This window comes from Billgrantia bachuensis (genome assembly GCF_011742165.1).
GTDB classification, from domain to species: domain Bacteria; phylum Pseudomonadota; class Gammaproteobacteria; order Pseudomonadales; family Halomonadaceae; genus Halomonas; species Halomonas bachuensis.
This window is the reverse complement of the sequence record NZ_JAAQTO010000013.1, coordinates 187,798-212,534: the sequence shown is the minus strand read 5'-3', so window position 1 is coordinate 212,534 and position 24,737 is coordinate 187,798. Positions and strand designations below refer to the sequence as shown.

The following is a 24,737-nucleotide window of genomic DNA, read 5'->3' as shown; positions in this document are numbered from 1 at the left end:
GCCTGTCCTGGAACAGCCCTATTTCGCTTCGATGGCGGCTGACGTGCTGCGAGTCATGACTACACTGCTCAGAGAATTCTCGCCATCGCCGGAGCCGCGCCATGGATCACCACCAGTACCGCCACGCCTTGGCGGCACAGCTCGAGGCCAGTGAGCTGGCCTTTCCCGCAAGCGAATTCGATGCCCGCCTGGCCCGCGTGCGCGGCGCCATGCAATCTGCCGGCCTGGATGCTCTGCTACTGACGGACCCCGCCGACATCTACTATCTGACCGGCTATAACACCTTCGAGGTGTCGGTACACACTTGCCTCGTCTGCTCGACCGAGCGGCTGATATTGCAGGTGCCTTCCATCGAGACCGGGCCAGCCGTGGTCACCGCGCGGGTCGATGAGCTGCTGGGATATCGCTGGGAGGGCATTGGCGAAGTGATCGAGCCCTTGGCCGAGACCCTGGCCCCATTTCGTGCCATCGGCCTGGATCTCTACGGTGCGGGTTTGCGCCACGGCGTGCTGCGCGAATTGCAGGTGCGCCTGGGAGTCGAGCGCTTTCGCGACGATGGCGGCGAGCTGCTCGACCGCATTCGCATCGTCAAGAGTGAGGCGGAGCTTGCCTGCCTGCGCGAGAGCGCCCGGATAGCTTCGCTGGGGCTCAAGGCGGCCACGCGGGTCATCGCCGCCGGTATGACCGACGGCGATGTGGCCGCGGAAGGCGCGCGCGCCATGCTGGCGGCCGGTAGCGAGTTCATGAGCATGCAGCCCATCGTGACGACTGGCCGACGTATCAGCGTCATCCACCTCAATCATCAGCGTTACCGCATTGCCCCGGGCGAGCCGGTATTCCTCGAGTTCGGTGCCGCCTACCGGCGCTATACCGCACCGATGATGAAGACCGTCGTGGCGGGCCGGGCCAGCCCCGAGATGCGGGTCCTGGGCAATGTGTGCCGCGACCTTTTCGATGCCATCGGCACCGCGATGCGGCCCGGCAACAGCTTCGACGAGGCTGCCCGGGCTGCCGAGGCCGTACTCGAGCCGCATGCCGAACGGGTGTTCTTCTCGGGCGTGTTCGGCTACGCCGTCGGCGCTCAGTTCCCGCCCAGTTGGGTCGAGGGCAGTGGCTACATCGCCCGCGGGCAGCAACGACAGTTCGAGGCCGACATGGTCTTTCACCTGCCGCTCTGCCTGCGTATCCCGGGTCAGTGGGGCATTGGGCTCAGCGATACCGTGCGGGTCACGCCCCAGGGTGCCGAGCCGCTTACCGACAATGATTGGGTGCTGGTCGAGACCGATCCCTCCTGAGCGGGAAAGAGCGTGAAAAGACCCCTTGCCGGCTGAAGCTGGACGACGAGAACCATTCACTATACTGAGGGAGGCAAAGGACATCCCGCACGGGGTGCCGTCGTGTTCAGCGAGACGATCAAAGGAAGGAGGACGTATGACCCTGACCGTAACGGCGACCTATCACGACCTCATGAAGGCGACCAATGCCTACGACGAGCTCATCTCGAAGAATTTTCCACGCGAGAAGCTCCACTTTGACAAGGAGGCCCATCAGGTCAAGGTGATCGTGCCGGACGAATCGAAGCCCGAGGCGGAGGAGATATTGAGCCGGCATCAGCCCGACGACTTGTGGGCTAAGCCCTACGAGCAGTGACTTGACCTGAAAGAGCGCGTGCCAGGCGCTGACGCGCCATGCCGAAAGCTAGAGCTGGGCCGCCTGGTCGTCCAGCGCAGTGGCACGCCGATAAGCCTCACGATCGCTGACCCGTGCCCAGTAATCGATAAAGGCGGGGCAGAATTCCAGGCTGCCGAACTGAAGCCCCCAGCCTATATGGGAACCGAGGTAGACGTCGGCTGCGGTAAAGTGGGGGCCGGCAATGAACTCGTGAGCGCTGACGGCGACTTCGAGAGTTTCCAGCACCGCCTCGATGCTACCGTAGCCCACTCTGCCCTGCTGCGTGATGTTGGGTTCCATGCCCAGGTCGCGATCCGTGATGGCAGCCTCTAGCGGACCGGCTGCGAAAAACAGCCATCGATAGTAGGCGCCGCGCTCGGCTGGTGGCGGGGCGAGGGCGGCTCTTGGAAAGGCATCGGCCAGGTAGGCGCAGATGGCGGCACACTCGGTCACGACAGTCTCGCCGTGGCGTATCGCCGGCACCTTGCCCATCGGGTTGATGGCCAGGTAATGGGGCGACTTCATGGTGGGGCCGAACTCGACGATTTCGGTGTGGTAGGGCGCGCCTACCTCCTCCAGTATCCAACGGGCGATGCGCCCGCGTGACATGGGGTTGGTGTAGAGGACGAGTGAATCGTGCATGGTAGCTCTCCTTGGGCTTCCCCCAAGATAGCAGCTCCCAATGAAAACGTATCTGAACGGTTAACGAGCGGTTAAACGGTGCCGAGCCGATGGAGCCGAATAGCGGCCAATCAATCGGGGTCGAGCAAGCGCGGCCCCGAACCCTCGGCGGCTAGTTCGTCTTCGGGATTGCGCAGCGGGCAATCCCCCATCGACAGGCAGCCGCAGCCGATACAGTGGTCCAACTGGTCGCGCAGCTGGACGAGGCGGGCGATCCGTTCGTCCAGGGTGTGCCGCCAGCTCGCCGAGAGACGCTGCCAGTCGGCGGCGGTAGGCGCCCGGAAATCCGGCAGGGTATCGAAGGCGGTACGAATCTCGGCCAGGCTGATGCCGGTACGCTGGGCGACCTTGATGATCGCCACGCGACGCAGTACGTCGCGAGTGAAGCGGCGTTGATTGCCGGCGTTGCGGCGGCTCTTGATCAGCCCCTTGGCTTCGTAGAAGTGAATGGCGGAAACCGCCAGGCCGCTGCGTTTCGCGACTTCGCCGACGCTGAGGTCGCGCTGGAGGTGGGCCGGCATCTTCCGTCTCCTCGACTTCGACTGGGGAGATGTTTTTAGCGCTTCATCAGCAATATGGCAAGGCATGACAAACATCCTTCTGAACCCGAACTTATTTATAAAAATTGCTGATGGTTGAAATCACCAAGTTTGATTTTGCATTCCTCGGGGAGGCTCGTATGGTTTTCAATTCGCTTTTGCCGAAATTTCCCAGCGTCCTTCTTGACCTCAATCTAAGTTTAGGTTTTAGCCTGCATCCTGTCAGTAAGTCTGGAGCAAGTACAAGAGCTCCAGAATACTTGCTTCCTAAGTTTTCTTGACGATGGAGTTGTCATGTTCCGCTACTTCGAGACGCTGGTGGACCCTTACCCCTCGGGGCAGACCGCGACACCGCCGCGCGGCCTCGCCGCTTTCATCCTGCACTTCTCGCGCCCGTTGTTGCCGCTGCTGGCGGCACTGGCCTTGTTCACGGCGCTGGTCTCGGCCGCCGAGGTGGTGTTCTTCAGCTACATGGGCGACCTGGTGGACTGGCTCTCGGATGCCGAGCGCGAGGGGTTCTTCGCCGAGTATGGCTGGCGTCTGGCCGGCATGGCGGCATTGGTGGCGGTCGGCCTGCCGTTGCTGACCCTGTTTCAGTCGTTGGTGATGCACCAGGGCATCTTCGGCAACTATCCCATGATCGGCCGCTGGCTGGCGCACCGCCACATGCTCAGCCAGAGCCTGGCCTTCTATCAGGACGAGTTCGCCGGGCGCGTCTCGCAGAAGGTGATGCAGACGGCCCTGGCGATCCGCGAGACGGTCACCAAGCTGCTCGACTTGATGGTCTACGTGGTGGTCTATTTCGCCGGCGCCATGCTGCTGATGGGCCAGGCCGAACCCTGGCTGATGCTGCCGCTGGTGATGTGGCTGGCCGGCTACGTGGCCATCCTGTGGTACTTCGTGCCGCGCTTGCGGCGGGTCTCCATGCAGCAGGCCGACGCCCGCGCGGTAATGACCGGACGCATCGTCGACAGCTACAGCAACATCCAGACCATCAAGCTGTTTGCCGACACCCGGCGCGAGCAGGCCTACGCCCGCGACGCCATGGAGCAGTTCATGGTCACCGTGCATCGCCAGATGCGCCTGGCCACGGGGCTCACCGTGAGCCTGACCCTGCTCAACTCGTTTCTGTTGGCCGGGGTGGCGGCGGTGGCCATCGGCGCCTGGTACCTGGAAGCCGTGTCGCTCGGCATCATCGCCGTGGCCATCGCCCTGGTGATGCGCATTCGCTTCATGTCCAACTGGATCCTGTGGGAGGTAGCGGGACTGTTCGAGAACATCGGTACGGTGCAGGACGGTATCAATACCATCGCCCGTGAACCGGCGGTCAAGGACATGCCCGGTGCCGGTGAGCTCACGGTACCTCGCGGTGAGATCCGCTTCGAGGCGCTGCGCTTCGGCTATGCCCGCCCCGACGGCGAGATGAAGCGGGTATTCGATGGCCTCACCTTGAACATCGCCCCGGGCGAGAAGGTGGGGCTAATCGGCCGCTCGGGGGCTGGCAAGTCGACCCTGGCCAACCTGCTGCTGCGTTTCTACGATCTCGAGGGCGGGCGCATCCTGATCGATGGCCAGGACATCTCCCGGGTCACCCAGGAGTCACTGCGACAGAAGATCGGCATGGTCACCCAAGACACCTCGCTGTTGCATCGCTCGCTGCGCGACAACATCCGCTATGGCAGCCCCGACGCCAGTGAAGAGGAGATCTGGGAGGCGGTGCGCCGCGCCCACGCCGACACATTCATCGACGAACTGGTGGACCTCGAGGGTCGCCGCGGCCTGGATGCGCATGTCGGCGAGCGTGGCGTCAAGCTCTCCGGCGGCCAGCGCCAGCGCATCGCCATCGCCCGTGTACTGCTCAAGAACGCGCCGATCCTGGTGCTCGACGAGGCCACCTCGGCGCTCGACTCCGAGGTGGAGGCGGCTATTCAGGAGCAACTCTACACCTTGATGGAGGGCAAGTCGGTGATCGCCATCGCCCACCGGCTGTCGACCATCGCCATGCTCGACCGCCTGGTGGTCATCGATGAAGGGGAAATCGTCGAGAGCGGTACCCACCGCGAACTGCTGGCGCAGGATGGCCTCTACGCCTCGCTGTGGCGTCGGCAGTCCGGCGGCTTCCTGGGGCTGGACCTCGACGAGGACGCCGAGCGCAGCGACAGCGCACTGGGCATGGAGTCGTGAGCAAGTACTACCCACAGCAAGAGGAGAGGGTATGAAAGGGGTGGAACGGGAAGTGATCAATCCGCGTGGACTGCCGAATACGCTGCAGTACGGTTTCAGCCAGGCCGTGATGGTGAAGGGGGGCTATCGCGTGCATCTCTCGGGACAGGTTGGCGTCGATGCCCACGAGTGCCTGGTCGGCCCCGACCTCGAGGGCCAGACCTTCGCCGCGCTGGACAACATCGAAGCGATCCTCACCACGCTGGGAGGCGACCTGTCGCACGTGGTGATGATGCGCATCTATATCGCCGAGCCTGCCCGCTACGATCAGGAGGGCGTGGTGCAGGCGCTGCGCATGCGCTTTCCTCAGGCGCCACCGGCAACGTCCTGGGTGATCGTCAGTGGCCTTTCCGAACCGGAGTGGCTGATCGAGATCGAGGCCGAGGCGGTACTGCCCGATATCGCATGACGGAGCAGCGGCAGGCAGCGCGCCGGCAACCGGCTCAAGCCGTCTCGTCGGCGATCTCGGCCGAAGCGCCGGTGTAGACCGGTGGCTGCCACGGTTCGGGCGCCGACAGGCTCTCGATCCGCATGCTCTCGACCACGAAGTCGACGAAGGTGCGCACCTTGGGCGAGACCAGGCTGCCGCCGGGAAACACGGCATTCATTTCGACCATGGGGCCCTCCCAGCCTTCCAGGATGCGCCGTGGCCGCGTGGCTTCCGCACCGAGACAAACGACGAACTCGTTGGCCAACATGATGCCTTGCCCGTCTACGAGCATGCCGCGCAGGGCGAAGGGGTCGTTGGCAATGGCCACCGGGTCGACTTCTACCTCGACGGTTTCCTGGCTCGCGCTGTTGTGCAGTTGCCAGACGTAGCGCTGGCCACGTTGGTCCATGGCTTTGGCCAGGACCGGGTGTGAGGCCAGGTCCGATGGCGTTCGGGGTTCGCCATGACGGGCGAGGTAGGTTTCGCTGGCATAGACGAACGAGCGAAAGCGGGCCAGGGGGCGTGCCACCAGGCTGGAATCCGGCAGCGGGCCGACCCGCAGCGCCACGTCGATCTGATTGGCGACCAGGTCGAGACGCTCGTTGGAGAGCACCAGTTCGATGCGCACCTGGGGATGCAGTTGGCGGAAATCCCGTATCAGCACCGAGGTGAACTCGGTGCACATGGTGAAGGGCGCGGTAACCCTGAGCCAGCCGCGGGGGCTCTCCTCGAGGTGATGCACGGCCTTTTCCGCCTCGCCCAGGTCGCGGACGATGCGGTTGCAGTAGTCGAAGTAGATGGCACCGGCTTCGGTCAGGCTCAGGTTGCGGGTGGTGCGGTTGAGCAATCGGGCACCCAGGCGTCGCTCCAGGTCCTGCACCTTGCGGCTGACCGTCGTCTTGCCGAGACGAAGTTGCTTGGCGGCGGCGCTGAAACTGCCTTGTTCCACGACCTTGGCAAAAATCAGGGCGTCGTTGAGGTCCTGCAGCATGGTTATTGTCCTGTGCCGTGCATGCAATGTCAGGGAACACTGCGTCAGAGATAAGCACTGCGAAATGAAGACGAGAAGGCTGCACGGTGACTGTCCCGCCAATGGGACAGTATTTCCCTGTCGGACCGACTAATCAAGTGCCCGTTAGCACTATATGGTTGCCTTCGGCAAAGTTCGCAGTTGTCGATTTATCACATCGGCAAACGACATTAATAAATGTCAGGGAAAAAGGATCAAGAAAATGAGTCTTGAGGCGAGAGTTACTGGCCGGAACGAATAACGACACTGCTAACTGCTACTTGGTATTGGGAGAGGATAATCCATGAACGTCCACAAGATGTTCGCGAATCGGGATGGCCGGCGAATGCTCATGGTTACCGCCATGGTCGCTGGGCTCATCGTTCTGACGGGGTGCGATAGCCTGGCGGATGGCGCCCAGGAAGAAGGGGCTCAGCAGGGCCCGCCACCGCCGCAGGTCAGCGTCGCTCAGGTGCTGGTCGAGGACGTCGAGCTGTGGGATGCATTCACCGGCCGCATCGAGGCGGTGGAAACGGTCGACCTGCGCCCTCGCGTCTCGGGCTATATCGACAGCATTCACTACACCGAAGGCCAGGAGGTCGAGAAGGGCGACGTGCTGTTCACCATCGACCCGCGCCCCTATCGCGCCGAGCTGGAACGCGCCGAGGCCGAGCTTCAGCGGGCCCAGGCCCGAGCCGAGCTGGCCCGCAGCGAGGCCGCCAGGGCCGAGGCGCTGGCCCAGAGTCGCTCGATCTCCCGCGAGGAGCTGGATCAGCGACGGGCGGCGGCGGCCACGGCCGAGGCCGATATCCTAGCCGCCCGGGCCAGTGCCGAGACGGCTCGGCTCAACATGGAATTCACCGAGGTGCGCGCACCGATCGCCGGACGCACCGGGCGCGCCCTGGTGACGCCTGGCAACCTGGTCTCCGAAGCCACCCCGCTGACCCGGATCGTTGCCCTGGACCAGGTCCACGTGCATTTCCACAGCAATGAGCAGGCCTACCTGCACTACGACGCCATGGCGCGCAGCGGCGAGCGTTCCAGCTTCCGTCTGGGCGGCATACCGGTGCGCGTGGGGCTGGCGACCGATGAGGGCTTTCCCTACCGCGGCGAGGTCGACTTCGTCGACAACCACCTGGATGCCGAGGCCGGCACCATCCTGACCCGCGCCGTGCTCGACAACAGCGAAGGTCGCTTCGCCCCGGGCATGTACGCTCGCGTGCAGTTGCTCGCGGGGGAGGCGGAGGGTTCCCTGCTGATCGACGACAAGGCGGTGCTCACCGACCAGGACCGCAAGTACGTCTACGTGGTCGACGAGGAGGGTCGCGCCATGCGTCGCGACGTGCAACTGGGGCGCATGGCCGATGGGCTGCGTGTCGTTGCTGCCGGTCTCGAACCCGGGGACCAGGTGGTCGTGAATGGCGCTCAGAGGATCTTCTTCCCCGGCATGCCGGTGGCAGCGGAGAGCGTCGACATGCGCGGTCAGGCCGAGGGTGGCAACGAGCTGGCCGCCATGCGCTGACCACCAGGGCTTCACCGCAGGCAGTGACATAACAGCCGCTATAAACCCCTGAACGATCTTCGGCGCGGACTTGGCTGTCCGCGCCGGGAGGGAGTCTTGTCATGGATTTCGCCAAGTTCTTCGTCGACCGGCCGATCTTCGCCGCGGTGCTGTCGATCCTGATATTCATCGCCGGGGCGATCACCATCCCGCTGCTGCCGGTCAGCGAGTACCCCGACGTGGTGCCGCCCACCGTGCAGGTGCGCGCGGTCTATCCCGGCGCCAACCCCAAGGAGATCGCCGAGACGGTGGCCACGCCGCTCGAGGAGGCGATCACCGGGGTCGAGAATCTGATGTACATGAAGTCGGTGGCCGGTTCCGATGGGGTGCTGGCGATGACGCTGACCTTCCGCCCCGGGGCCGATCCGGACGAGGCCCAGGTCCAGGTGCAGAACCGGGTCAGCCAGGCGCTGGCCCGGCTGCCCGAGGCGGTGCGCCGCCAGGGCGTGACCACCGACAAGCAGTCGCCCGACCTGACCATGGTGCCGCAGCTGATCTCGCCCGACGGCCGCTACGACAGCACCTACCTGCGCAACTATGCGGCGCTGCACGTGCGCGACGAGCTGGCACGGCTGCCCGGGGTAGGCCAGGCGATGCTGTTCGGCGCCGGCGACTATGCCATGCGGGTGTGGATCGACCCCGATCGTGCCGCCGCCCTCGGGCTCACCGCGGGCGACATCATCGCCGCGATTCGCGAGCAGAACGTGCAGGTTTCGGCGGGGCAGCTCGGTGCGCCGCCGACGCCGACGACCTCCGACTTCCTGATTTCGATCAATGCCCAGGGGCGCCTGACCACCGAGGAGGAGTTCGGCGATATCGTGGTCAAGGCCGGCGCCGATGGCCAGGTAACCTATCTTTCCGATGTGGCGCGCATTGAGCTCGGCGCGGCCGAGTACTCGCTGCGCTCGCTGCTCGACAACCAGCAGGCGGTGGCCATCGGTATCTTCCAGGCACCGGGCTCCAACGCCATCGCGTTGTCGGATGCGGTACGCGACAAGATGGACGAGCTGGCCGAGCGCTTCCCCGATGGCGTCGAGTACGAGATCGTCTACGACCCCACCGTGTTCGTGCGCGACTCGATCGAGTCGGTGATCAAGACCCTGCTCGAGGCGGTGCTGCTGGTGGTGCTGGTGGTGACGCTGTTCCTGCAGACCTGGCGCGCCTCGGTGATCCCGCTGCTGGCGGTGCCGGTGTCGATCGTGGGGACCTTCGCCGTGCTCTACCTGCTGGGATTCTCGATCAATACGCTGACCCTGTTCGGGCTGGTGCTGGCGATCGGCATCGTGGTCGACGACGCCATCGTGGTGGTGGAGAACGTCGAGCGCAACATCGAGGAGGGGCTCGCCCCGCTGGCGGCGGCCCACCAGGCCATGCGCGAGGTGAGCGGGCCGATCATCGCCATCTCGGTGGTGCTGTGCGCGGTGTTCGTGCCGATGGCCTTTCTCGAGGGCGTCACCGGCCAGTTCTACCGCCAGTTCGCGGTGACCATTGCCATCTCCACGGTGATCTCCGCGATCAACTCGCTGACGCTGTCGCCGGCGCTGGCGGCGATGCTGCTCAAGCCCCACGACGCGCCGAAGGATCGCCTGTCGCGCCTGATCGACTTCCTGTTCGGCTGGCTGTTCCGGCCCTTCAACCGCTTCTTCGGCGCCAGCTCCGAGCGTTACCAGCGCGGCGTGACGCGCAGCCTGCGTCGGCGCGGCGTGGTGTTCGCCGTCTATGCGCTGCTGTTGGTGGGCACCGGGACGATGTTCCAACTGGTACCCGGCGGTTTTATTCCGACCCAGGACAAGATGTACCTGATCGGCGGCGCCAAGCTGCCGGAGGGCGCCTCGCTGGACCGCACCGAGGAGGTGATCCGGCGCATGACCGACCTGGCGCTGGAAACCGACGGCGTGAGTTCGGCGGTGGCCTTCCCCGGGCTCAATCCACTGCAGTTCACCAACACGCCCAACACCGGCACGGTATTCTTCGGGCTCGATCCGTTCGGCGAGCGCTCGCGCAGCGCCGACGAGATCGTCGCCGAACTCAACGGCAAGTTCGGCGGCCTGCAGGAGGCATTCAGCTTCGCCTTCACTCCGCCGGCGATCCTCGGCATCGGCTCGGGGTCGGGCTTCTCGTTGTTCATCCAGGATCGCGCCGGGCTGGGCTACGGCGAACTGCAGCAGGCCGTCGACGGCTTCAGCGGCGCGCTGATGCAGGCGCCCGGCATGGGCTATCCGATCACCTCCTACCAGTCCAACGTGCCGCAGCTCGACCTGCACGTCGACCGAGTCAAGGCCAAGACCCAGGGTGTGGCGCTGACCGACCTGTTCGAGACCCTGCAGGTCTATCTGGGCTCGGTCTACGTCAACGACTTCAACCGCTTCGGTCGCACCTGGCAGGTCATGGCCCAGGCCGACGGCGACTACCGCATGGACGTGGAGAACATTGATCGCCTGCGCACCCGTAACGCCTTCGGCGAAATGGTGCCGATCGGCAGCATGATCCAGGTCGACCAGACCTTCGGCCCCGACCCGGTGATCCGCTACAACGGCTACCCGGCCGCCGACCTGATGGGCGAGGCCGACCCGCGGGTGCTCTCTTCGAGCCAGGCGATCGAGGTGGTCGAGCAGCTCGCCCCGGCGGTACTGCCGGCGGGCATGTCTTTCGAGTGGACCGACCTGAGCTACCAGCAGGTCAACCAGGGTGGGGCCGCGCTGGTGGTGTTCCCGCTCGCCATCCTGCTGGTGTTCCTGGCGCTCGCCGCGCTCTACGAGAGCTGGACGCTGCCGCTGGCAGTGATCCTGATCGTGCCGATGTGCATGCTCTCGGCATTGATCGGCGTGAAGCTCACCGGCGGTGACAACAACATCTTCGTGCAGGTGGGCCTGGTGGTGCTGATCGGCCTGGCGTGCAAGAACGCCATCCTCATCGTCGAGTTCGCCCGCGAGCTGGAAATGCAGGGTCGCGGCATCGTCGAGGCGGCGCTGGAGGCGTGCCGTCTGCGCCTGCGGCCGATCATCATGACCTCGATCACCTTCACCGCGGCGGTGGTGCCGCTGATGCTGGCCGGCGGTGCCGGTGCCGAGGTGCGCCAGGCATTGGGCACGGCGGTGTTCGCCGGCATGCTCGGTGTGACCCTGTTCGGTCTGTTCCTGACCCCGGTGTTCTACGTCGCCCTGCGCAAGCTGGTCACGCGCGGGCAGCCCGAGCAGGCCGAACCCGCGCAGCCCATGGAGGGTTCCTATCATGCATAGACTGGCCATGTATAAACTGGGCATGCATAAACGTGGCATGCGTCACCTGATGCTGTTGCCGCTGACCCTGGCGCTGGCCGCCTGCGCGGTGGGGCCCGACTACCGCGCTCCGGTACTTCCCGAGGCTGCTGCCCTGGTGCGTGCCGAGTCGGAGCTGGTGACCGCAGAGGCCGTCGAGCGCGATTTCTGGCGCAGCTTCGATGACCCGTTGCTGACCGAGCTGGTCGAGGAGGCCTTCGACGCCAACCACGACCTGCGCATCGCCCTGGCCCGCCACGATCGCAGCCTGGCGCTGCTGCGCCAGTCGCGTCGCGACCTGGCGCCCAGCGTTACCGCCGAGGCAGGCGCCGCCCACCAGCGTGTCAGCGCCGACCAGATGCCGCAGGCGACGCGCTCGCAGCGGGATTTCGAAAGTTACGACGCCGGCATTGCTGCGCTGTGGGAGCTCGATTTCTTCGGTCGCGTACGACGCGCCGTAGAAGCTCAGCAGGCCGAGGCGGAGGCCTCAGCCGCCGATCTGCGCGCCATGCAGGTGGTTGTGGTCGGTGAGCTGGTCGACCAGTACGTACGCTTGCGCGGTCTGCAGGAGCAACTGCGCGTGGCCCAGGCCAACGCCGACAACCAGCGCGAGTCGCTGGCCCTGGTGGACGCGCGGCTGGAGGCGGGGCGCGGCACCGAGTTCGACAGCGTGCGCGCCAGGGCGCAGCTCGAGAGCACGCTTGCGCGCATTCCGGCGCTGAAAGGCGAGATTGCCGCCATCACCCATCGCCTGGCGGTGCTGACCGGGCGCGAGCCGGGAGCGCTGATCGCCCGACTGGAGGAGCCGGCACCCCTGCCGGCGCTGCACGAGCAGGTGGCCGCCGGGCTTCCCGGCGAGTTGCTGCGTCGACGGCCCGACGTCGCCGCGGCCGAGCGGCGCCTGCATGCCGCCACCGCCAGCATCGGCGTGGCCACTGCCGACCTCTACCCGCGCTTCACTCTGACCGGCCTGCTGGGTACCCAGGCTGCCAGTACCGGCGATCTGTTCGGCCGCGACAGTGAGACGCGGCTGGTGGCGCTGGGCGTCGACTGGTCATTCCTCGACAGCGGCCTAGTCAGGGCACGCATGGCCGCCGCCGATGCCGACGCCGAGGCCAACCTGGCGCGCTACGAGCAGACCGTGCTGCAGGCTCTGGAGGAGGCCGAGACGGCGCTCGCCCGTTACACCCAGTCGCTGCGCGAGCGTGAGCACCTGGAGGCGGCTGCCGAAGCCAGCGCCGAGGCGGCCCGCCAGGCGCGGGTGCGCTTCGAGGTCGGCGTGGTCGACTTCCTCGAGGTGATCGACGCCGAACGTTCGCGGCTGGAGGCCGAGGACGGCCTGGCCCAGAGCAGCGTACGCGCCGCTACTGCCCTGGTGGGGCTCTACCGTGCGCTGGCCGGTGGCTGGGAGGAGCGCATGGAAGCGCCGCGGCAGGCGACGGCTGAACCCGCGTCGTCGTCCACCTGATCGAGCCTGGCGGGGCCGCTCTCTCTCACCGCCTCGAGCCGGCACGGCGCCATGCGCGGTGCCGGCTCGAGCAGCCGCATACGCGCCGGTAAGCACTTGCTGGCCCGGCTCTGCCGATAGGGCGACATTGGGCGTCGCTTCTGCTATTCTGCCTGCCTTCCTTTCAGACGATGTCTTGCCTAGTCGCGGTTCGTGCCTGCCGGCATTCCCGCTTCGCTTGCTTGCCGTCTCGGCATCGCTCAATTTCTCGCAGGTCCATTTCGTGTCCGACTCCTCCCATGACGGGGCCTTTGCCTCGCTGCCGCTGGCGCCAGAGTTACTGGCCAATCTCGATTCGCTCGGCTATCACGCCATGACACCGATTCAGGCCGAGAGCCTGCCCTTGGTGCTGGCGGGCCGTGACGTGATCGCTCAGGCGAAGACAGGCTCGGGCAAGACCGCGGCCTTCGGCCTGGGGCTGCTGTCACGCCTCCTCGTCGCGCGCTTCTGCGTGCAGGCGCTGGTGCTCTGCCCCACCCGTGAGCTGGCCGACCAGGTGGCTGGCGAAATCCGGCGGCTTGCGCGCACATTACCCAACGTCAAGGTGCTGACCCTGTGCGGCGGGACTCCCCTGGGCCCGCAGCTCGCCTCCCTGGCGCATGGTGCGCATGTGATAGTGGGCACTCCGGGCAGGGTGGAGGAGCATCTGCGCAAGGGCTCGCTCGATCTCGCCTCGCTCGAGACCCTGGTGCTGGACGAGGCCGACCGCATGCTCGACATGGGCTTCCAGGCCGCGATGGAGGCGATCATCGCCGAGACGCCAGCCTGCCGCCAGACTCTGTTGTTCAGCGCGACTTACAGTGACGAGATTCGGCGCATTGCCGAAGAGCTGATGCGTGATCCAGCCGAGGTGGCGATAGCCGAAACCCATGACGAGACCACCATTCGCCAGCGCGTCTACCGCGTGACGGACGAGTCGGAGCGCTTCTCGGCCCTGCGTGGGCTACTGTTGCAGCATCGGCCGCGCGCAAGCGTGGTGTTCTGCAACACCCGGCGCGAGACCCAGGAGGTCGCCGATGCCCTCTGTGAAGCGGGCTTCAGTGCCTTGGCGCTGCATGGCGACCTGGAGCAGCGTGACCGCGACCGCATCCTGATCCTGTTCGCCAACCACAGCGCTTCCATCCTGGTCGCGACCGACGTGGCGGCACGCGGACTGGATATCGAAGCACTGGATGCGGTATTCAACTATCAGATCGCCCGTGAACTCGAGGTGCATGTGCATCGTGTCGGGCGCACCGGCCGTGCCGGCAGCTCCGGCATCGCCTGCACCCTGGTCGCCGAGCGCGAGGCTTATCGCCTCGAACGGCTGGCCGAGTTTCTTGGCGAGCCGCTCGAGGAGGCGCCGCTGCCGCCACGCAACGTGCTGGCGCGGGAGCCTTTCCTGCCGGAGATGGCGACGTTGCAGCTCGACGGCGGCAAGAAGCAGAAGGTGCGCCCCGGCGATATTCTCGGCGCACTGACCGGCGATGGTGGCATCGACGGTGCCCAGGTCGGCAAGATCAAGGTGCTGGAGCGCAGCGCCTACGTGGCCGTGCAGCGCGAGGTCGCCAAGGCGGCGCTTGCCCAGCTCGGTACGGGGAAACTCAAGGGGCGCTCGTTCCGCGCCCGGCGTGTCAGCCGCTGAGAACAGAAGGGGGTTAGGTGAAGGTACCCAAGCGATTGCAGCCACTGATCGACGACGGTCTGATCGAGGCGGTCGAGAGTCAACTGATGAGTGGTAAGGAGGCCCAGGTCTACGTAGTTCGCTCCCATGGGGAGCGTCGCTGCGCCAAGGTCTTCAAGGAGGCGAAGCAACGCAGCTTCAAGCAGGCGGTGCAGTACCAGGAGGGCCGCCGCGAACGCAACAGCCGCCGTTCGCGGGCCATGGCCAAGAAGACCCGCTACGGCCAGAAGGAGCAGGAGCAGGCCTGGCTCAACGCCGAGGTCGATGCCCTCTACCGACTGGCGGCGGCGGATGTCCGGGTGCCGCAGCCCTACGGGTTCATCGACGGTGTGCTGCTGATGGAGATGATCAGCGATGCCGAGGGCCTGACCGCCCCGCGCCTGGACGACGTGACGCTGAGCCCCGAGCAGGCCCGTGAATACTACGCCAAGGTCATTCGCGACGTGGTCAAGATGCTGTGTGCGGGCCTGATCCACGGCGACCTCTCCGAGTTCAATGTATTGCTGGCCGCCGACGGCCCGGTGATCATCGACCTGCCCCAGGCGGTAGACGCCGCCGGCAACAACAGTGCCGAAATGATGTTCGAGCGCGACGTGGACAACATGCGCCGCTACTTTGGTCGCTTTGCCCCCGAGCTGTTGAGTACCGATTACGGCAAGGAGATCTGGGCGCTCTACGAGACCGGTGAGCTGCACCCCGAGAGCCAACTGACGGGCTGCTTCGAGCATGACACCAGCGCCGTGGACGTGAACGAGCTGATGACCGTGATCGACGACGTACGCGAGGAGGAGGCCTACCGCCAGGGGGCGCGTAACCGCGGCGATGAACCCGGCGTGGAGGAGGCCGCCGAAGAGTGGCAGGAATCCCAGCGAGAGCGTTGAGCCGAATTGGAGTACTCTTTCGAAGCATCTCCAATAACCGAGCGAGGATCGCCATGTCGTTGCGTAAGACGTTGCCCATCCATTCCGGCCGCTGGCTTGCCGTTGCCTTGGCCCTGCTGCTGGCAGGCTGCCAGATGCAGCCACCGGAGCCACCCGACGAGGACAAGGCGGCCATCGACCGCATGCTGGGGCTGATCGACGAGCGGCTCGACGTGGCACCGCTGGTGGCCCAGGCCAAGTGGAACAGCGGTGCGCCCATCGAGGCCCCCGAGCGTGAGGCACAGATTCTCGATAAGGTGTCGGAGGATGCCGAAGCGGCCGGTGTCGACGAGGACTTCGCCCGGCGCTTCTTCGAGAAGCAGTTCGAGGCCAGCAAGCAGATCCAGCGGCGCTTGCACCACCAGTGGCTGCAGGAAGGGCGCTCACCTTTCGCCGACCCGCCGGATCTGGCCGAGGAGGTGCGCCCGGTACTCGATCGACTGACCCCGCGGCTGATCGAATCGCTGGCCGACATCGAGCGCATCGCCGAGGTAGAAGGTTCGGGCCGCTATCTCGAGCGGCGTGCGGCGGAGCTGATCCAGGACGACTTCGACGGCGAGCCGCGCGACGTGGCGATCGAGCCATTGGTGGAGCGGCTGGCTCCTTAGCAAACGGGTGAAGGTGGCGCGGATACTGCGCCATATGAGTGAGAGCCGAGTCTATCTCGGCTCTTTGCGTTCCGTACTCGGGGCGTGGCCCATCCGGCGTCGATAGGCCCGCGAGAAACTCGATACGTCCGAGAAGCCGAGATCGTAGGCGATCTCGCTCACCGGGCGGCGTGTCTCGCGCAGCCAGAAGCGCGCCCATAATAGCCTGCGGTTCAGCACGTATTGTTGCGGAGTCACGCCGAATTCACGCAGGCAGAGCAGATGGAGCTGGCTCTGGCAGAGATGGAAGGCGTCGGCGAGCAGGCCGTTGTCGGGAGGCTCTGCCAAGCGTTCGTCGATGAAGGCATCGAGACGCGAGGCGGTGATTCGCTCGTGAGCGACATCGTCCGGGCGCTCCAAGGTGACCAGCTCGCTGAGCTGGCTCACGAACATGATGGCCAATTGATGATTGAGCAGGGCGGATTGCGCCGCCGATTTGGGTGCCTTCAGTTGGCGCGTCGCCAGCTCCACCATGGGGATCAGCGACGGCGGCAGGCTGATCGACCGAGGGGTGGCGAACAGGGATTCGCGCAGGTCCAGCGCACAGCTGCGCTCCAGTGCCGCCAGGCACGGGTCGTTGGCATCCAGGTCGATGACCAGCACCTCGCAGTCGTCGCCTCGCCCCAGGTAGAGGTGGGGCTCGTTCGGCGGAAGGATGGCCGCCTGCCCCAATACCAGATGCTCCCCACCACGGCTGAATTCGTAATCCATGGTGCCGCGCCAGCCCAGCATCAGCTGTGGGTGCGCATGGAGGTGCTCGCCGCTGCGACGCGCGATCGGGTTGCAGCGAGCTAGAGTCTGGTGCATGGCGGTGAGCCTCCTGCAGATCGAGAGCAGAGCCTCGAACAACGATATCGGAGCCAGGGTCAAGCGTTGGAGATGGTGACCTGCCTAGACTGGCGTTTCATCATCGTTGAAACGAGGCTGTCATGATTCTCAACGCCGAGCAAGTGACCAAGGCGCTTCCCTGGAGCGCCTTGGTGGATGCCCTGTCCGACATCTTCACCCGTAGCGTGCAATCGCCGGTGCGCCATCACCACCACATGCACGTTCCCGGCGACCCGGAGGCCACCCTGCTGCTGATGCCGGCGTGGCTCGAGGGCGAGTACCTGGGGGTCAAGCAGGTCAACGTCTTCCCTGGCAACAGCGCTCGTGGCGAGCCCGGCCTGAGCAGCCACTACCTGCTGAGCTGTGCCCGCACCGGGCGACACCTGGCCCAGTTGGAGGGCAATGAGCTCACCGCACGCCGCACGGCCGCGGCCTCGGCCTTGGCGGCACGCTACCTGGCGCGCCAGGATGCCAGCGAACTGCTGATGGTGGGAGCGGGGCGCATGGGACGTCGCCTGATTCCGGCTCATTGCTCGGTCCGCCCCATCGAGCGGGTGCGCATCTGGGACATTCGCGAGGAGTCGGCCCAGGCCTTGGCGGAGGAACTCCGTGCCGAAGGGATCGATGCCCAGGCGGTGCCGGCGGTAGGCCTGGCCGCGGCCGCCGGCCGGGCCGACATCATCAGCTGTGCCACCTTGAGCCGCGACCCGCTGATCCGGGGCGAATGGCTCTCGCCCGGGACGCATCTGGACCTGGTCGGCAGCTTCACGCCTTACATGCGCGAGGCGGATGACGAGGTCATGCGCCGCGGCGCCATCTTCGTCGATACCCGCGAAGGAGCGCTCAGCGAGACCGGCGACCTGATCGACCCCCTGGACAGTGGCGTGATCGACGAAAGCGATATCCTCGCCGATTTTCCCGATCTCTGCGCAGGCCGACACGCGGGACGCCAGGCGCTGCCGGATGCCGACCGGGCCATCACCGTATTCAAGTCGGTGGGTGCCTCGATCGAGGATCTGGCGGCCGCCATTTTGGCCTATGAGCGCACCGCGGAGTTCTGAAAAACGCTAGGCCCGGGTCATGGAACCATGCCCCTGGAACCCGCGCGAGATCTCCCGACCGACTGACACAACGACAACAGGGTGGGTCGATACCTGCCCGGGAAATGTACAAGAATGAAAGATTATTCGGCTCCCGCCATCCCCGTACCGAGTCTGCCGCTGGCGCTGATTCCCATCGTGCTGACCATTGCGCTGCTTGGCGTGCAAATCTTCTATTACGACGACTTCACCCCGCACATTCCGCTGGCCATCGGCTTCGGTATTACCGCCGTGGTGGGATGGCTGCAGGGCTATCGGTGGAAGGACATCGAGAACGGTGCCTTTCGGGTGCTGCACGTGGCGATGCCCTCCATCGCGACCCTGATCATCGTCGGCATGCTGGTCGGCACCTGGATCGCCAGCGGCACCGTGCCGATGTTGATCTATCTGGGCCTCGAGCTGATCAACCCGAGCTGGTTCCTGGCCGCGGCCATGTTGATGTGCTCCATGGTCTCGCTGGCCATCGGCTCCTCCTGGACCACTGTCGGCACAGTGGGCCTGGCCCTGATCGGCATCGGCGATGCCTTCGGCGTGCCCATCTACTGGACCGCCGGTGCGGTGGTTTCCGGGGCCTTCTTCGGCGACAAGATCTCGCCCCTGTCCGATACCACCAATCTGTCGCCGGCGGTGACCGAAACCAATATCTTCGACCACATCCGCTATATGATGCCGACCACCATCCCCGCCATGCTGATCGCTCTGGCGATCTACGCGTTGGCCGGCGGTGCCGAGGCCGGAGCGGGCGATGCCCTGGTGCGCATTGACGCCATCAAGCAGGGGCTGGCGGCAAGCTTCGACATGGGCCTGTGGCAACTGCTGCCGTTGGTGGTGGTCATTGGGCTGGCCTTCTTCAAGGTGGCGCCGATCCCGGCCCTGTTCACCGGGGTGATGCTGGGTGGCGGGGTGGCCATCCTCTCTCAGGGAGCGAGCCTGCACGATGCCCTGACCTACGCGCACAGCGGCTACGTCATCGAGACCGGTACCGCGACACTGGACAGCCTGCTCAACCGTGGTGGCGTGACCTCGATGACCTGGGTCGTGACCCTGATGATGTTCGCCCTGGCCTACGGCGGTGCCCTGGAACGTACCCGCTGCCTGGAGGCCATCGTCGACGCCATCATGAAGCGCCTGAAAAGCTTCCGTGGGCTGCAGACCAGTGCCATCATGACCTCCATCGCCACCAACGTGGTGTCCGGTGACGTCTATCTGTCCATCGCCCTGCCGGGGCGCATGTACAAGCCGGCCTACGACCGCATGGGCTACTCGCGGTTGAACCTGTCCCGCGCCATCGAGGAGGGCGGTACCCTCGTCTCGCCGCTGGTACCCTGGAACGCAGGCGGCGCTTTCGTCATGGGTGCCCTGGGCTTGACGGTGGCCGGCGGCGATTTCAGCCAGCTGCTCTACATCCCGCTGGCCTTCGCCTGCTGGCTTTCACCGATGATCGGGATTCTCTATGCCCAACTGGGATGGTTCTCCAGGCGCGCCGAGCCCGAGACGACGACCGATTTTTCGGCCGAGCCGGCCATGGAGGAGCGTGAATGACCCAAGCTGACGGCACTCGTGTCGCTGTGGTGGGCGCCGGTGTGGTGGGCATGACCGCCGCGCTGGCCCTTCAGCAGCGCGGCCTGTCGGTCACGCTGCTGGACACCCAGGGGCCGGGCGAGGGAACTTCCTCCGGCAATGCCGGTTTCCTGGCCACCGAGTCGATCGACCCGCTGTCGACGCCCGCCATGCTGCGCAAGGCCCCGCGCCTGTGGCTGGATCCTCACGGCGCCGTGGCTCTACCACTGTGCTACCTGCCGCGCCTGCTGCCCTGGCTGGTGCGCTTCGTTGCTGCGGCCCGTCCCGCCCAGGTCACGCAGGGGCGACAGGCGCTTGCAGCCCTGAACGGAGCGGCCGTGGACGCCTGGCGGCGCTGCCTGGCCGGGACGGGCGCCGAGGAGGAACTGGTGGCCTCGGGTTACCTGCAGGTCTGGGAGTCCGGTCGGGGGCGTGCCGAAGCCAGGCGCCACATGGCCCATCTGCAGCATTGGGGGCACGAGGTGGAGTGGCTCGAAGCGGAGCAGATACGCGAACGTGAGCCAGGGCTGTCGGGCCAACTGAGCCATGGCCTCTTTTTCCCCAACGCCCATCAGGTGCGCGACCCGCTCGTGCTGGTGCGTCGGCTGGCGCAGGCCTTCGCGGTCCGGGGAGGCGAAATTCTTCAAGCTCGGGTCGAGCGCCTGGTGCCGACGCCCGATGGCGTGACGCTGGAAACCTCCGAAGGGAACCTGACCTTCGGCCAAGTGGTAGTGGCGGCGGGCGCCTGGAGCCACCATCTGGCCCGAGGTGTCGGCCTCGAGGTGCCGCTGGAGACCGAGCGTGGCTACCATCTGACCCTGCCCGGACGTATGCAGGCGCTGCGGCAGCCGGTCGGTTCCGCCGAGCGCCGCTGCGTGATGACGCCGATGAGTTGCGGCCTGCGGGTGGTCGGCTTCACCGAGCTCGGCGGACTCTCGCTGGCACCGATCGAGCGCCGCTATGCGTCGCTGCGCCGACACACCGGCAGGCTACTGGCGGATGCGGCGGGACTCGAAGCGTCTACGGAGTGGATGGGTTTCCGCCCGACGCTGCCCGATTCGTTGCCGGTCATCGACACCCATCCCGATTACCCGACGGTTCACTTCGCCTTTGGTCACCAGCATCTGGGGCTGACCCAGGCGGCGATCACGGCGGAACTCGTGACGGCGCTGGTGATGAGTGAAAGGCCGCCGTTGGACCTCGAGCCCTATCGGGTGACGCGCTTCCAACGGGCCGTTGGCCAGGAGCGAGGTGAACCTCGCCATGTCTCCTAGACTGTTATTTCAGCGTCGTTGTAACGAGGTTGAATCGTATGTCGGTGCCGACCAGGCCATTCAGCGTTAGATAGCCTTTCGACAAGTACGACAACATCCGATCCAGCGTGCCGATGCCGGGTATCGGGTGACAAGAGGATCGATCATGAGTGAAGTCAGCATGCGCCACCAGAGCGCCGTGAGCGAGTCACGCTCGCGCGTGCGCGCCAACTATGCAGCCGACGAAGCGGAGGTGCTGCACGGGCTTGCCGAGCGCATCAGACTCTCCGAGGAGGAGCGCCGCAAGGTCGCCGCCGCCGGCGCCAACTATGTGGAACGCGTGCGCAAGGAAACGTCGCCCACGATGATGGAGGCGTTCCTGGCCGAATACGGGCTCTCGACTGCCGAGGGGGTCGGTCTCATGTGTCTGGCCGAGGCGCTGTTGCGCGTGCCCGACGCGGAGACCATCGACGACCTCATCCACGACAAGATCGAGCCGTCCGACTGGGGCGCGCACCTGGGCAAGTCCTCCTCGTCGATGGTCAACGCCTCGACCTGGGCCCTGATGCTGACCGGCAAGGTGCTCGATGACGATCCCAAGGGGCCGGTGCGGGCGCTGCGCGGGCTGGTGCGTCGCGTGGGCGAACCGGTGGTACGCACAGCGGTCGGCCAGTCGATGAAGATTCTCGGCCGTCAGTTCGTGCTCGGACAGACCATCGAAGAGGGCATGAAGAATGCCCGCGAACTCGAGAAACAGGGCTACACCTACTCCTACGACATGCTGGGCGAGGCGGCGCGTACCGACGCCGATGCCGTGCGCTATCACCAAGCCTACGCCAAGGCGATCGCCGCGATCGCCGAGCAGGCCAAGGGCGACGTGCGTTCGAGCCCGGGGATCTCGGTGAAACTCTCGGCGCTGCACCCGCGCTATGAATTCACCCACCGCGACACGGTGATGAGTGAACTCGTGCCGCGTGCGCTGGAGCTGGCCCAACAGGCGGCCAAGGCCAATATCGGCTTCAACATCGACGCCGAGGAGCAGGACCGGCTGGAGCTCTCGCTCGACGTGATCGAGGCGCTGCTGTCCGACCCCAGCCTCGCCGGCTGGGACGGCTTCGGTGTCGTGGTACAGGCCTATGGGCGCCGCGCCGCGCCGGTGATCGAGACACTCTACGAGCTGGCCGAACGGCTCGACCGCAAGATCATGGTGCGGCTGGTGAAAGGCGCCTACTGGGACACCGAGATCAAGCTGGCGCAGGAGTTGGGCGTCGAGACCTTCCCGGTCTTTACCCGCAAGGCCAACACCGATGTCAGCTACATGGCCTGCGCGCAGATGCTGCTCGACCGGCGCGACCGGATCTACCCGCAGTTCGCCACCCATAACGCCCATACCTGCGCCGCCGTCGTCGCCATGGCGGGCGACGACAAGGAGAGCTTCGAGTTCCAGCGTCTGCACGGCATGGGCGAGTCGCTGCACCACATCGTCAAGCAGACCGAGGGTACGCGCTGCCGTATCTACGCTCCGGTCGGCGCGCACCGCGACCTGCTGGCCTACCTGGTGCGCCGTCTGCTGGAGAACGGGGCGAACTCCTCGTTCGTGAACCAGGTGGTGGACAGCTCGATACCGCCGAGCGAAGTCGCGCGCGATCCGCTGACCGAGGTGCAGCGGCTGGGCGACGCCATCCCCAGCCCTTTGATCACACCGCCGGGACAGCTCTTCGCCCCCGAGCGCAAGAACTCCCGCGGTTTTCGCATCAACGAACCCGCCTCGATCCTGCCGCTGCTGGCGGCGCGTGAGGAACTGGCCGACAAGACCTGGACCGCGGGGCCGATGCTTGCCGGTAGCCCGGCGCCGCAGGGGCCGGCTCGAGATGCCGTGTCCCCCGCCGACGGTTCGCGCGTGGTCGGCCAGGTGCATGAGGCGACCGCGGCCGAGGTGGCGGCCGCCCTCGACGCCGCGCACGAGGGCTTCCGCGGCTGGTCGGCGCGACCGGTGGCCGAGCGCGCCAAGGTGCTGCGTCGCACCGCCGACCTTTACGAGGAACACATCGCCGAGCTGACCGTGATCGCCACGCGCGAAGCCGGCAAGATGATGTTCGACGGCATCGCCGAGGTGCGCGAGGCGGTGGATTTCCTGCGCTACTACGCCTGCGAGGTCGAGCGGCTGGAGATGGAGGAGCCCGGCGATGCCCGCGGTGTCTTCGTTTGCATCAGCCCGTGGAACTTCCCGCTCGCCATCTTCACCGGCCAGATCGCCGCGGCGCTGGCGGCAGGCAACGCGGTGCTCGCCAAGCCCGCCGAGCAGACGCCGCTGATCGCTGCGCGTGCCGTCGAGCTGATGCGCGAGGCCGGCCTGCCGGAGGCGGCGCTGCAGTTGCTGCCCGGCGACGGGCCGACGGTGGGTGGGCCGCTGACAAGCGACCCACGGATCGCCGGAGTATGCTTCACCGGCTCGACCGAGGTGGCGCAGATCATTCACCAGGCCCTGGCGAAGAATGCGGGGCCGGATGCGGTACTGATCGCCGAGACCGGCGGACTCAACGCCATGATCGTGGACTCGACGGCGCTGACCGAGCAGGCGGTGCGCGACATCCTGATCTCGTCCTTCCAATCGGCCGGCCAGCGCTGTTCCGCGCTCAGGATGCTGTATGTCCAGGAGGAGGCGCGAGAGCGACTGCTGACGATGCTCGACGGCGCAATGGACGCGCTGGTCATCGGTGACCCCTGGAATACCGACACCGATGTCTCGCCAGTGATCGACACCGAGGCGCAGGAGGGCATCGCCGCCTATGTGGCGGCACAGGAGAAGGCCGGCAAGGTGCTGAAGACGCTGCCCGCGCCGCACGGCGGCACCTTCGTCAGCCCGGCCGTGATAGAGGTCGGCGGCATCGAGGACCTCGAGCGCGAGATCTTCGGCCCGATCCTGCACGTGGCCACGTTCAAGGCGCGCGACATCGACAAGGTGGTCGACGCGATCAACGCCAGGGGCTACGGGCTGACCTTCGGCCTGCACACCCGCATCGACGACCGCGTGCAGCAGATCGTCGAACGCATCCATGTCGGCAACATCTACGTCAACCGCAACCAGATCGGCGCCATCGTCGGCTCCCAGCCCTTCGGCGGCGAGGGACTTTCAGGCACCGGACCCAAGGCCGGCGGTCCTCTCTACGTCACTCGCTTCCATCGCACCGGCGTCGCCGAGAGCCACGAGGCGCCGCAGGGCAGCGCCGTGTCGCTCGAGGAGTTGCAGTCGGCCATCGACGGCCTGGATGCGCGCAACTGGGCGGCGCGCCCCGACCGAGTCGAGGTGTTGCGCCGGGCGCTCTCGGGCAAACGCGGCGTGATCCGCAAGGCGCTCGCCGAGACCGCGGCCCTGGACATGACGCCGCATACGCTGCCGGGGCCGACGGGGGAGAGCAACCGGCTATCGTTCTATCCGAAGGGCCCGGTACTCTGCCTCGGTCCGACGCTCGAGATTGCCATTGCCCAGGCGGCGCAGGCGCTCGGCGCGGGCTGTCCGGCGGTGATCGTCGCCCCAGGCGCGGCGCAGGCCGTGCGGGCGCTGATCGATGCCGGGGCGCCCGTCGCCGCGCTCGACGGCACCGTAACGGCCGAGACGTTGACCGCGATCAGAGGCATCGTGGCGGTGGCCGCTGCCGGCGCCAGCGACTGGACCCGTGAACTGCGCATCGCACTCGCCGGGCGCGATGGCCCCATCGTCTCGCTCGAGACCCAGACCATCGCGCCGGAACGCTACGTGGTGGAGCGTCACCTCTGCATCGACACCACCGCCGCGGGCGGCAACGCCAGCCTGCTGGCAACGGCCGAGTAGCCTCGCCGGTGTTGCCGGGCGGCGAGCGAGCCGCCGCCCGGCAACATTGCCCACCG

General features: G+C 66.1%; 18 protein-coding genes. 14 read left to right on the top strand and 4 right to left on the bottom strand.

All coding sequences use genetic code 11. From position 1 onward, the window contains the following. Positions 1-101 precede the first annotated feature (101 nt). Together HBJ55_RS05695 and HBJ55_RS05690 are read left to right on the top strand one after the other, a co-directional pair. Complete coding sequence (locus HBJ55_RS05695) at positions 102-1,295, top strand: M24 family metallopeptidase (protein ID WP_167111896.1); 1,194 nt, start codon at positions 102-104, stop codon at positions 1,293-1,295. A 136-nt stretch (positions 1,296-1,431) separates the two neighbouring features. Beyond that, positions 1,432-1,650, top strand: coding sequence for a hypothetical protein (locus HBJ55_RS05690; RefSeq protein ID WP_167111894.1), 219 nt, complete (start codon positions 1,432-1,434; stop codon positions 1,648-1,650). 48 nt (positions 1,651-1,698) lie between these two features. On the opposite strand, the gene HBJ55_RS05685 is transcribed toward HBJ55_RS05690, so the two are convergent. Both HBJ55_RS05685 and soxR read right to left on the bottom strand, forming a co-directional pair. Further along, complete coding sequence (locus HBJ55_RS05685) at positions 1,699-2,313, bottom strand: glutathione S-transferase family protein (protein ID WP_167111892.1); 615 nt, start codon at positions 2,311-2,313, stop codon at positions 1,699-1,701. Between the two features lie 110 nt (positions 2,314-2,423). Beyond that, positions 2,424-2,873: a redox-sensitive transcriptional activator SoxR gene (gene soxR, locus HBJ55_RS05680; protein ID WP_167111890.1), complete on the bottom strand. Its 450-nt coding sequence runs from the start codon at positions 2,871-2,873 to the stop codon at positions 2,424-2,426. A 312-nt stretch (positions 2,874-3,185) separates the two neighbouring features. Between soxR and HBJ55_RS05675 the strand changes: the two genes are divergently transcribed. After that, positions 3,186-5,075, top strand: a complete 1,890-nt coding sequence (locus HBJ55_RS05675; protein ID WP_167111888.1) for an ABC transporter ATP-binding protein — start codon at positions 3,186-3,188, stop codon at positions 5,073-5,075. Between the two features lie 31 nt (positions 5,076-5,106). After that, positions 5,107-5,523: a RidA family protein gene (locus HBJ55_RS05670; protein ID WP_206022248.1), complete on the top strand. Its 417-nt coding sequence runs from the start codon at positions 5,107-5,109 to the stop codon at positions 5,521-5,523. Between the two features lie 34 nt (positions 5,524-5,557). Here HBJ55_RS05670 and HBJ55_RS05665 read toward each other — a convergent pair whose 3' ends face one another. Continuing rightward, a complete protein-coding gene (locus HBJ55_RS05665) occupies positions 5,558-6,535 on the bottom strand; it encodes a LysR family transcriptional regulator (protein ID WP_167111886.1) in 978 nt (325 codons plus the stop codon). 322 nt (positions 6,536-6,857) lie between these two features. On the opposite strand from HBJ55_RS05665, the gene HBJ55_RS05660 reads away from it, so the two are divergent. The 6 genes from HBJ55_RS05660 to aroQ all read left to right on the top strand — a co-directional run bounded on the left by HBJ55_RS05660 (position 6,858) and on the right by aroQ (position 16,069). Then, entirely contained in the window at positions 6,858-8,075 is a 1,218-nt protein-coding gene (locus HBJ55_RS05660; protein WP_167111885.1) for an efflux RND transporter periplasmic adaptor subunit, read from the top strand. A gap of 101 nt (positions 8,076-8,176) precedes the next feature. After that, on the top strand, positions 8,177-11,353 hold the full coding sequence (locus HBJ55_RS05655; RefSeq protein WP_167111884.1) for an efflux RND transporter permease subunit: 3,177 nt from the start codon (positions 8,177-8,179) through the stop codon (positions 11,351-11,353). Further along, complete coding sequence (locus tag HBJ55_RS05650) at positions 11,346-12,839, top strand: efflux transporter outer membrane subunit (RefSeq protein ID WP_240935983.1); 1,494 nt, start codon at positions 11,346-11,348, stop codon at positions 12,837-12,839. The genes HBJ55_RS05655 and HBJ55_RS05650 overlap by 8 nt, the downstream gene beginning before the upstream one ends. Positions 12,840-13,101: 262 nt before the next feature. Continuing rightward, on the top strand, positions 13,102-14,502 hold the full coding sequence (gene dbpA / locus HBJ55_RS05645; RefSeq protein WP_167111883.1) for an ATP-dependent RNA helicase DbpA: 1,401 nt from the start codon (positions 13,102-13,104) through the stop codon (positions 14,500-14,502). 17 nt (positions 14,503-14,519) lie between these two features. Further along, positions 14,520-15,422: a PA4780 family RIO1-like protein kinase gene (locus HBJ55_RS05640; RefSeq protein ID WP_167111882.1), complete on the top strand. Its 903-nt coding sequence runs from the start codon at positions 14,520-14,522 to the stop codon at positions 15,420-15,422. A 53-nt stretch (positions 15,423-15,475) separates the two neighbouring features. Then, positions 15,476-16,069 carry a gamma subclass chorismate mutase AroQ gene (gene aroQ / locus HBJ55_RS05635; protein WP_167111881.1) on the top strand — a complete coding sequence of 198 codons (594 nt, stop codon included), beginning with the start codon at positions 15,476-15,478 and terminating at the stop codon, positions 16,067-16,069. A 51-nt stretch (positions 16,070-16,120) separates the two neighbouring features. On the opposite strand, the gene HBJ55_RS05630 is transcribed toward aroQ, so the two are convergent. Further along, on the bottom strand, positions 16,121-16,915 hold the full coding sequence (locus HBJ55_RS05630) for a helix-turn-helix transcriptional regulator (RefSeq protein ID WP_167111880.1): 795 nt from the start codon (positions 16,913-16,915) through the stop codon (positions 16,121-16,123). A 122-nt stretch (positions 16,916-17,037) separates the two neighbouring features. Here HBJ55_RS05630 and lhpI point away from each other — a divergent pair, with 122 nt between their 5' ends. The 4 genes from lhpI to putA all read left to right on the top strand — a co-directional run bounded on the left by lhpI (position 17,038) and on the right by putA (position 24,681). Then, entirely contained in the window at positions 17,038-17,997 is a 960-nt protein-coding gene (gene lhpI / locus HBJ55_RS05625; protein ID WP_167111879.1) for a bifunctional Delta(1)-pyrroline-2-carboxylate/Delta(1)-piperideine-2-carboxylate reductase, read from the top strand. Positions 17,998-18,111: 114 nt separating this feature from the next. Then, positions 18,112-19,578, top strand: a complete 1,467-nt coding sequence (nhaC, locus tag HBJ55_RS05620; RefSeq protein ID WP_167111878.1) for a Na+/H+ antiporter NhaC — start codon at positions 18,112-18,114, stop codon at positions 19,576-19,578. Next, positions 19,575-20,870, top strand: coding sequence for an NAD(P)/FAD-dependent oxidoreductase (locus tag HBJ55_RS05615; protein ID WP_167111877.1), 1,296 nt, complete (start codon positions 19,575-19,577; stop codon positions 20,868-20,870). Before nhaC ends, HBJ55_RS05615 begins: the two co-directional genes overlap by 4 nt. A 145-nt stretch (positions 20,871-21,015) precedes the next feature. Further along, the gene (gene putA / locus HBJ55_RS05610) at positions 21,016-24,681 is read left to right on the top strand and encodes a bifunctional proline dehydrogenase/L-glutamate gamma-semialdehyde dehydrogenase PutA (protein WP_167111875.1); all 3,666 of its coding nucleotides are present in this window, start codon (positions 21,016-21,018) and stop codon (positions 24,679-24,681) included. Positions 24,682-24,737 lie beyond the last annotated feature (56 nt).

Coding starts and splice junctions, on each gene's coding strand:
- HBJ55_RS05695 (WP_167111896.1), top strand. CDS start 102: ATGGATCACCACCAGTACCGCCACGCCTTGGCGGCACAGCTCGAGGCC.
- HBJ55_RS05690 (WP_167111894.1), top strand. CDS start 1,432: ATGACCCTGACCGTAACGGCGACCTATCACGACCTCATGAAGGCGACC.
- HBJ55_RS05685 (WP_167111892.1), bottom strand. CDS start 2,313: ATGCACGATTCACTCGTCCTCTACACCAACCCCATGTCACGCGGGCGC.
- soxR (WP_167111890.1), bottom strand. CDS start 2,873: ATGCCGGCCCACCTCCAGCGCGACCTCAGCGTCGGCGAAGTCGCGAAA.
- HBJ55_RS05675 (WP_167111888.1), top strand. CDS start 3,186: ATGTTCCGCTACTTCGAGACGCTGGTGGACCCTTACCCCTCGGGGCAG.
- HBJ55_RS05670 (WP_206022248.1), top strand. CDS start 5,107: ATGAAAGGGGTGGAACGGGAAGTGATCAATCCGCGTGGACTGCCGAAT.
- HBJ55_RS05665 (WP_167111886.1), bottom strand. CDS start 6,535: ATGCTGCAGGACCTCAACGACGCCCTGATTTTTGCCAAGGTCGTGGAA.
- HBJ55_RS05660 (WP_167111885.1), top strand. CDS start 6,858: ATGAACGTCCACAAGATGTTCGCGAATCGGGATGGCCGGCGAATGCTC.
- HBJ55_RS05655 (WP_167111884.1), top strand. CDS start 8,177: ATGGATTTCGCCAAGTTCTTCGTCGACCGGCCGATCTTCGCCGCGGTG.
- HBJ55_RS05650 (WP_240935983.1), top strand. CDS start 11,346: ATGCATAGACTGGCCATGTATAAACTGGGCATGCATAAACGTGGCATG.
- aroQ (WP_167111881.1), top strand. CDS start 15,476: ATGTCGTTGCGTAAGACGTTGCCCATCCATTCCGGCCGCTGGCTTGCC.
- HBJ55_RS05630 (WP_167111880.1), bottom strand. CDS start 16,915: ATGCACCAGACTCTAGCTCGCTGCAACCCGATCGCGCGTCGCAGCGGC.
- lhpI (WP_167111879.1), top strand. CDS start 17,038: ATGATTCTCAACGCCGAGCAAGTGACCAAGGCGCTTCCCTGGAGCGCC.
- nhaC (WP_167111878.1), top strand. CDS start 18,112: ATGAAAGATTATTCGGCTCCCGCCATCCCCGTACCGAGTCTGCCGCTG.
- HBJ55_RS05615 (WP_167111877.1), top strand. CDS start 19,575: ATGACCCAAGCTGACGGCACTCGTGTCGCTGTGGTGGGCGCCGGTGTG.
- putA (WP_167111875.1), top strand. CDS start 21,016: ATGAGTGAAGTCAGCATGCGCCACCAGAGCGCCGTGAGCGAGTCACGC.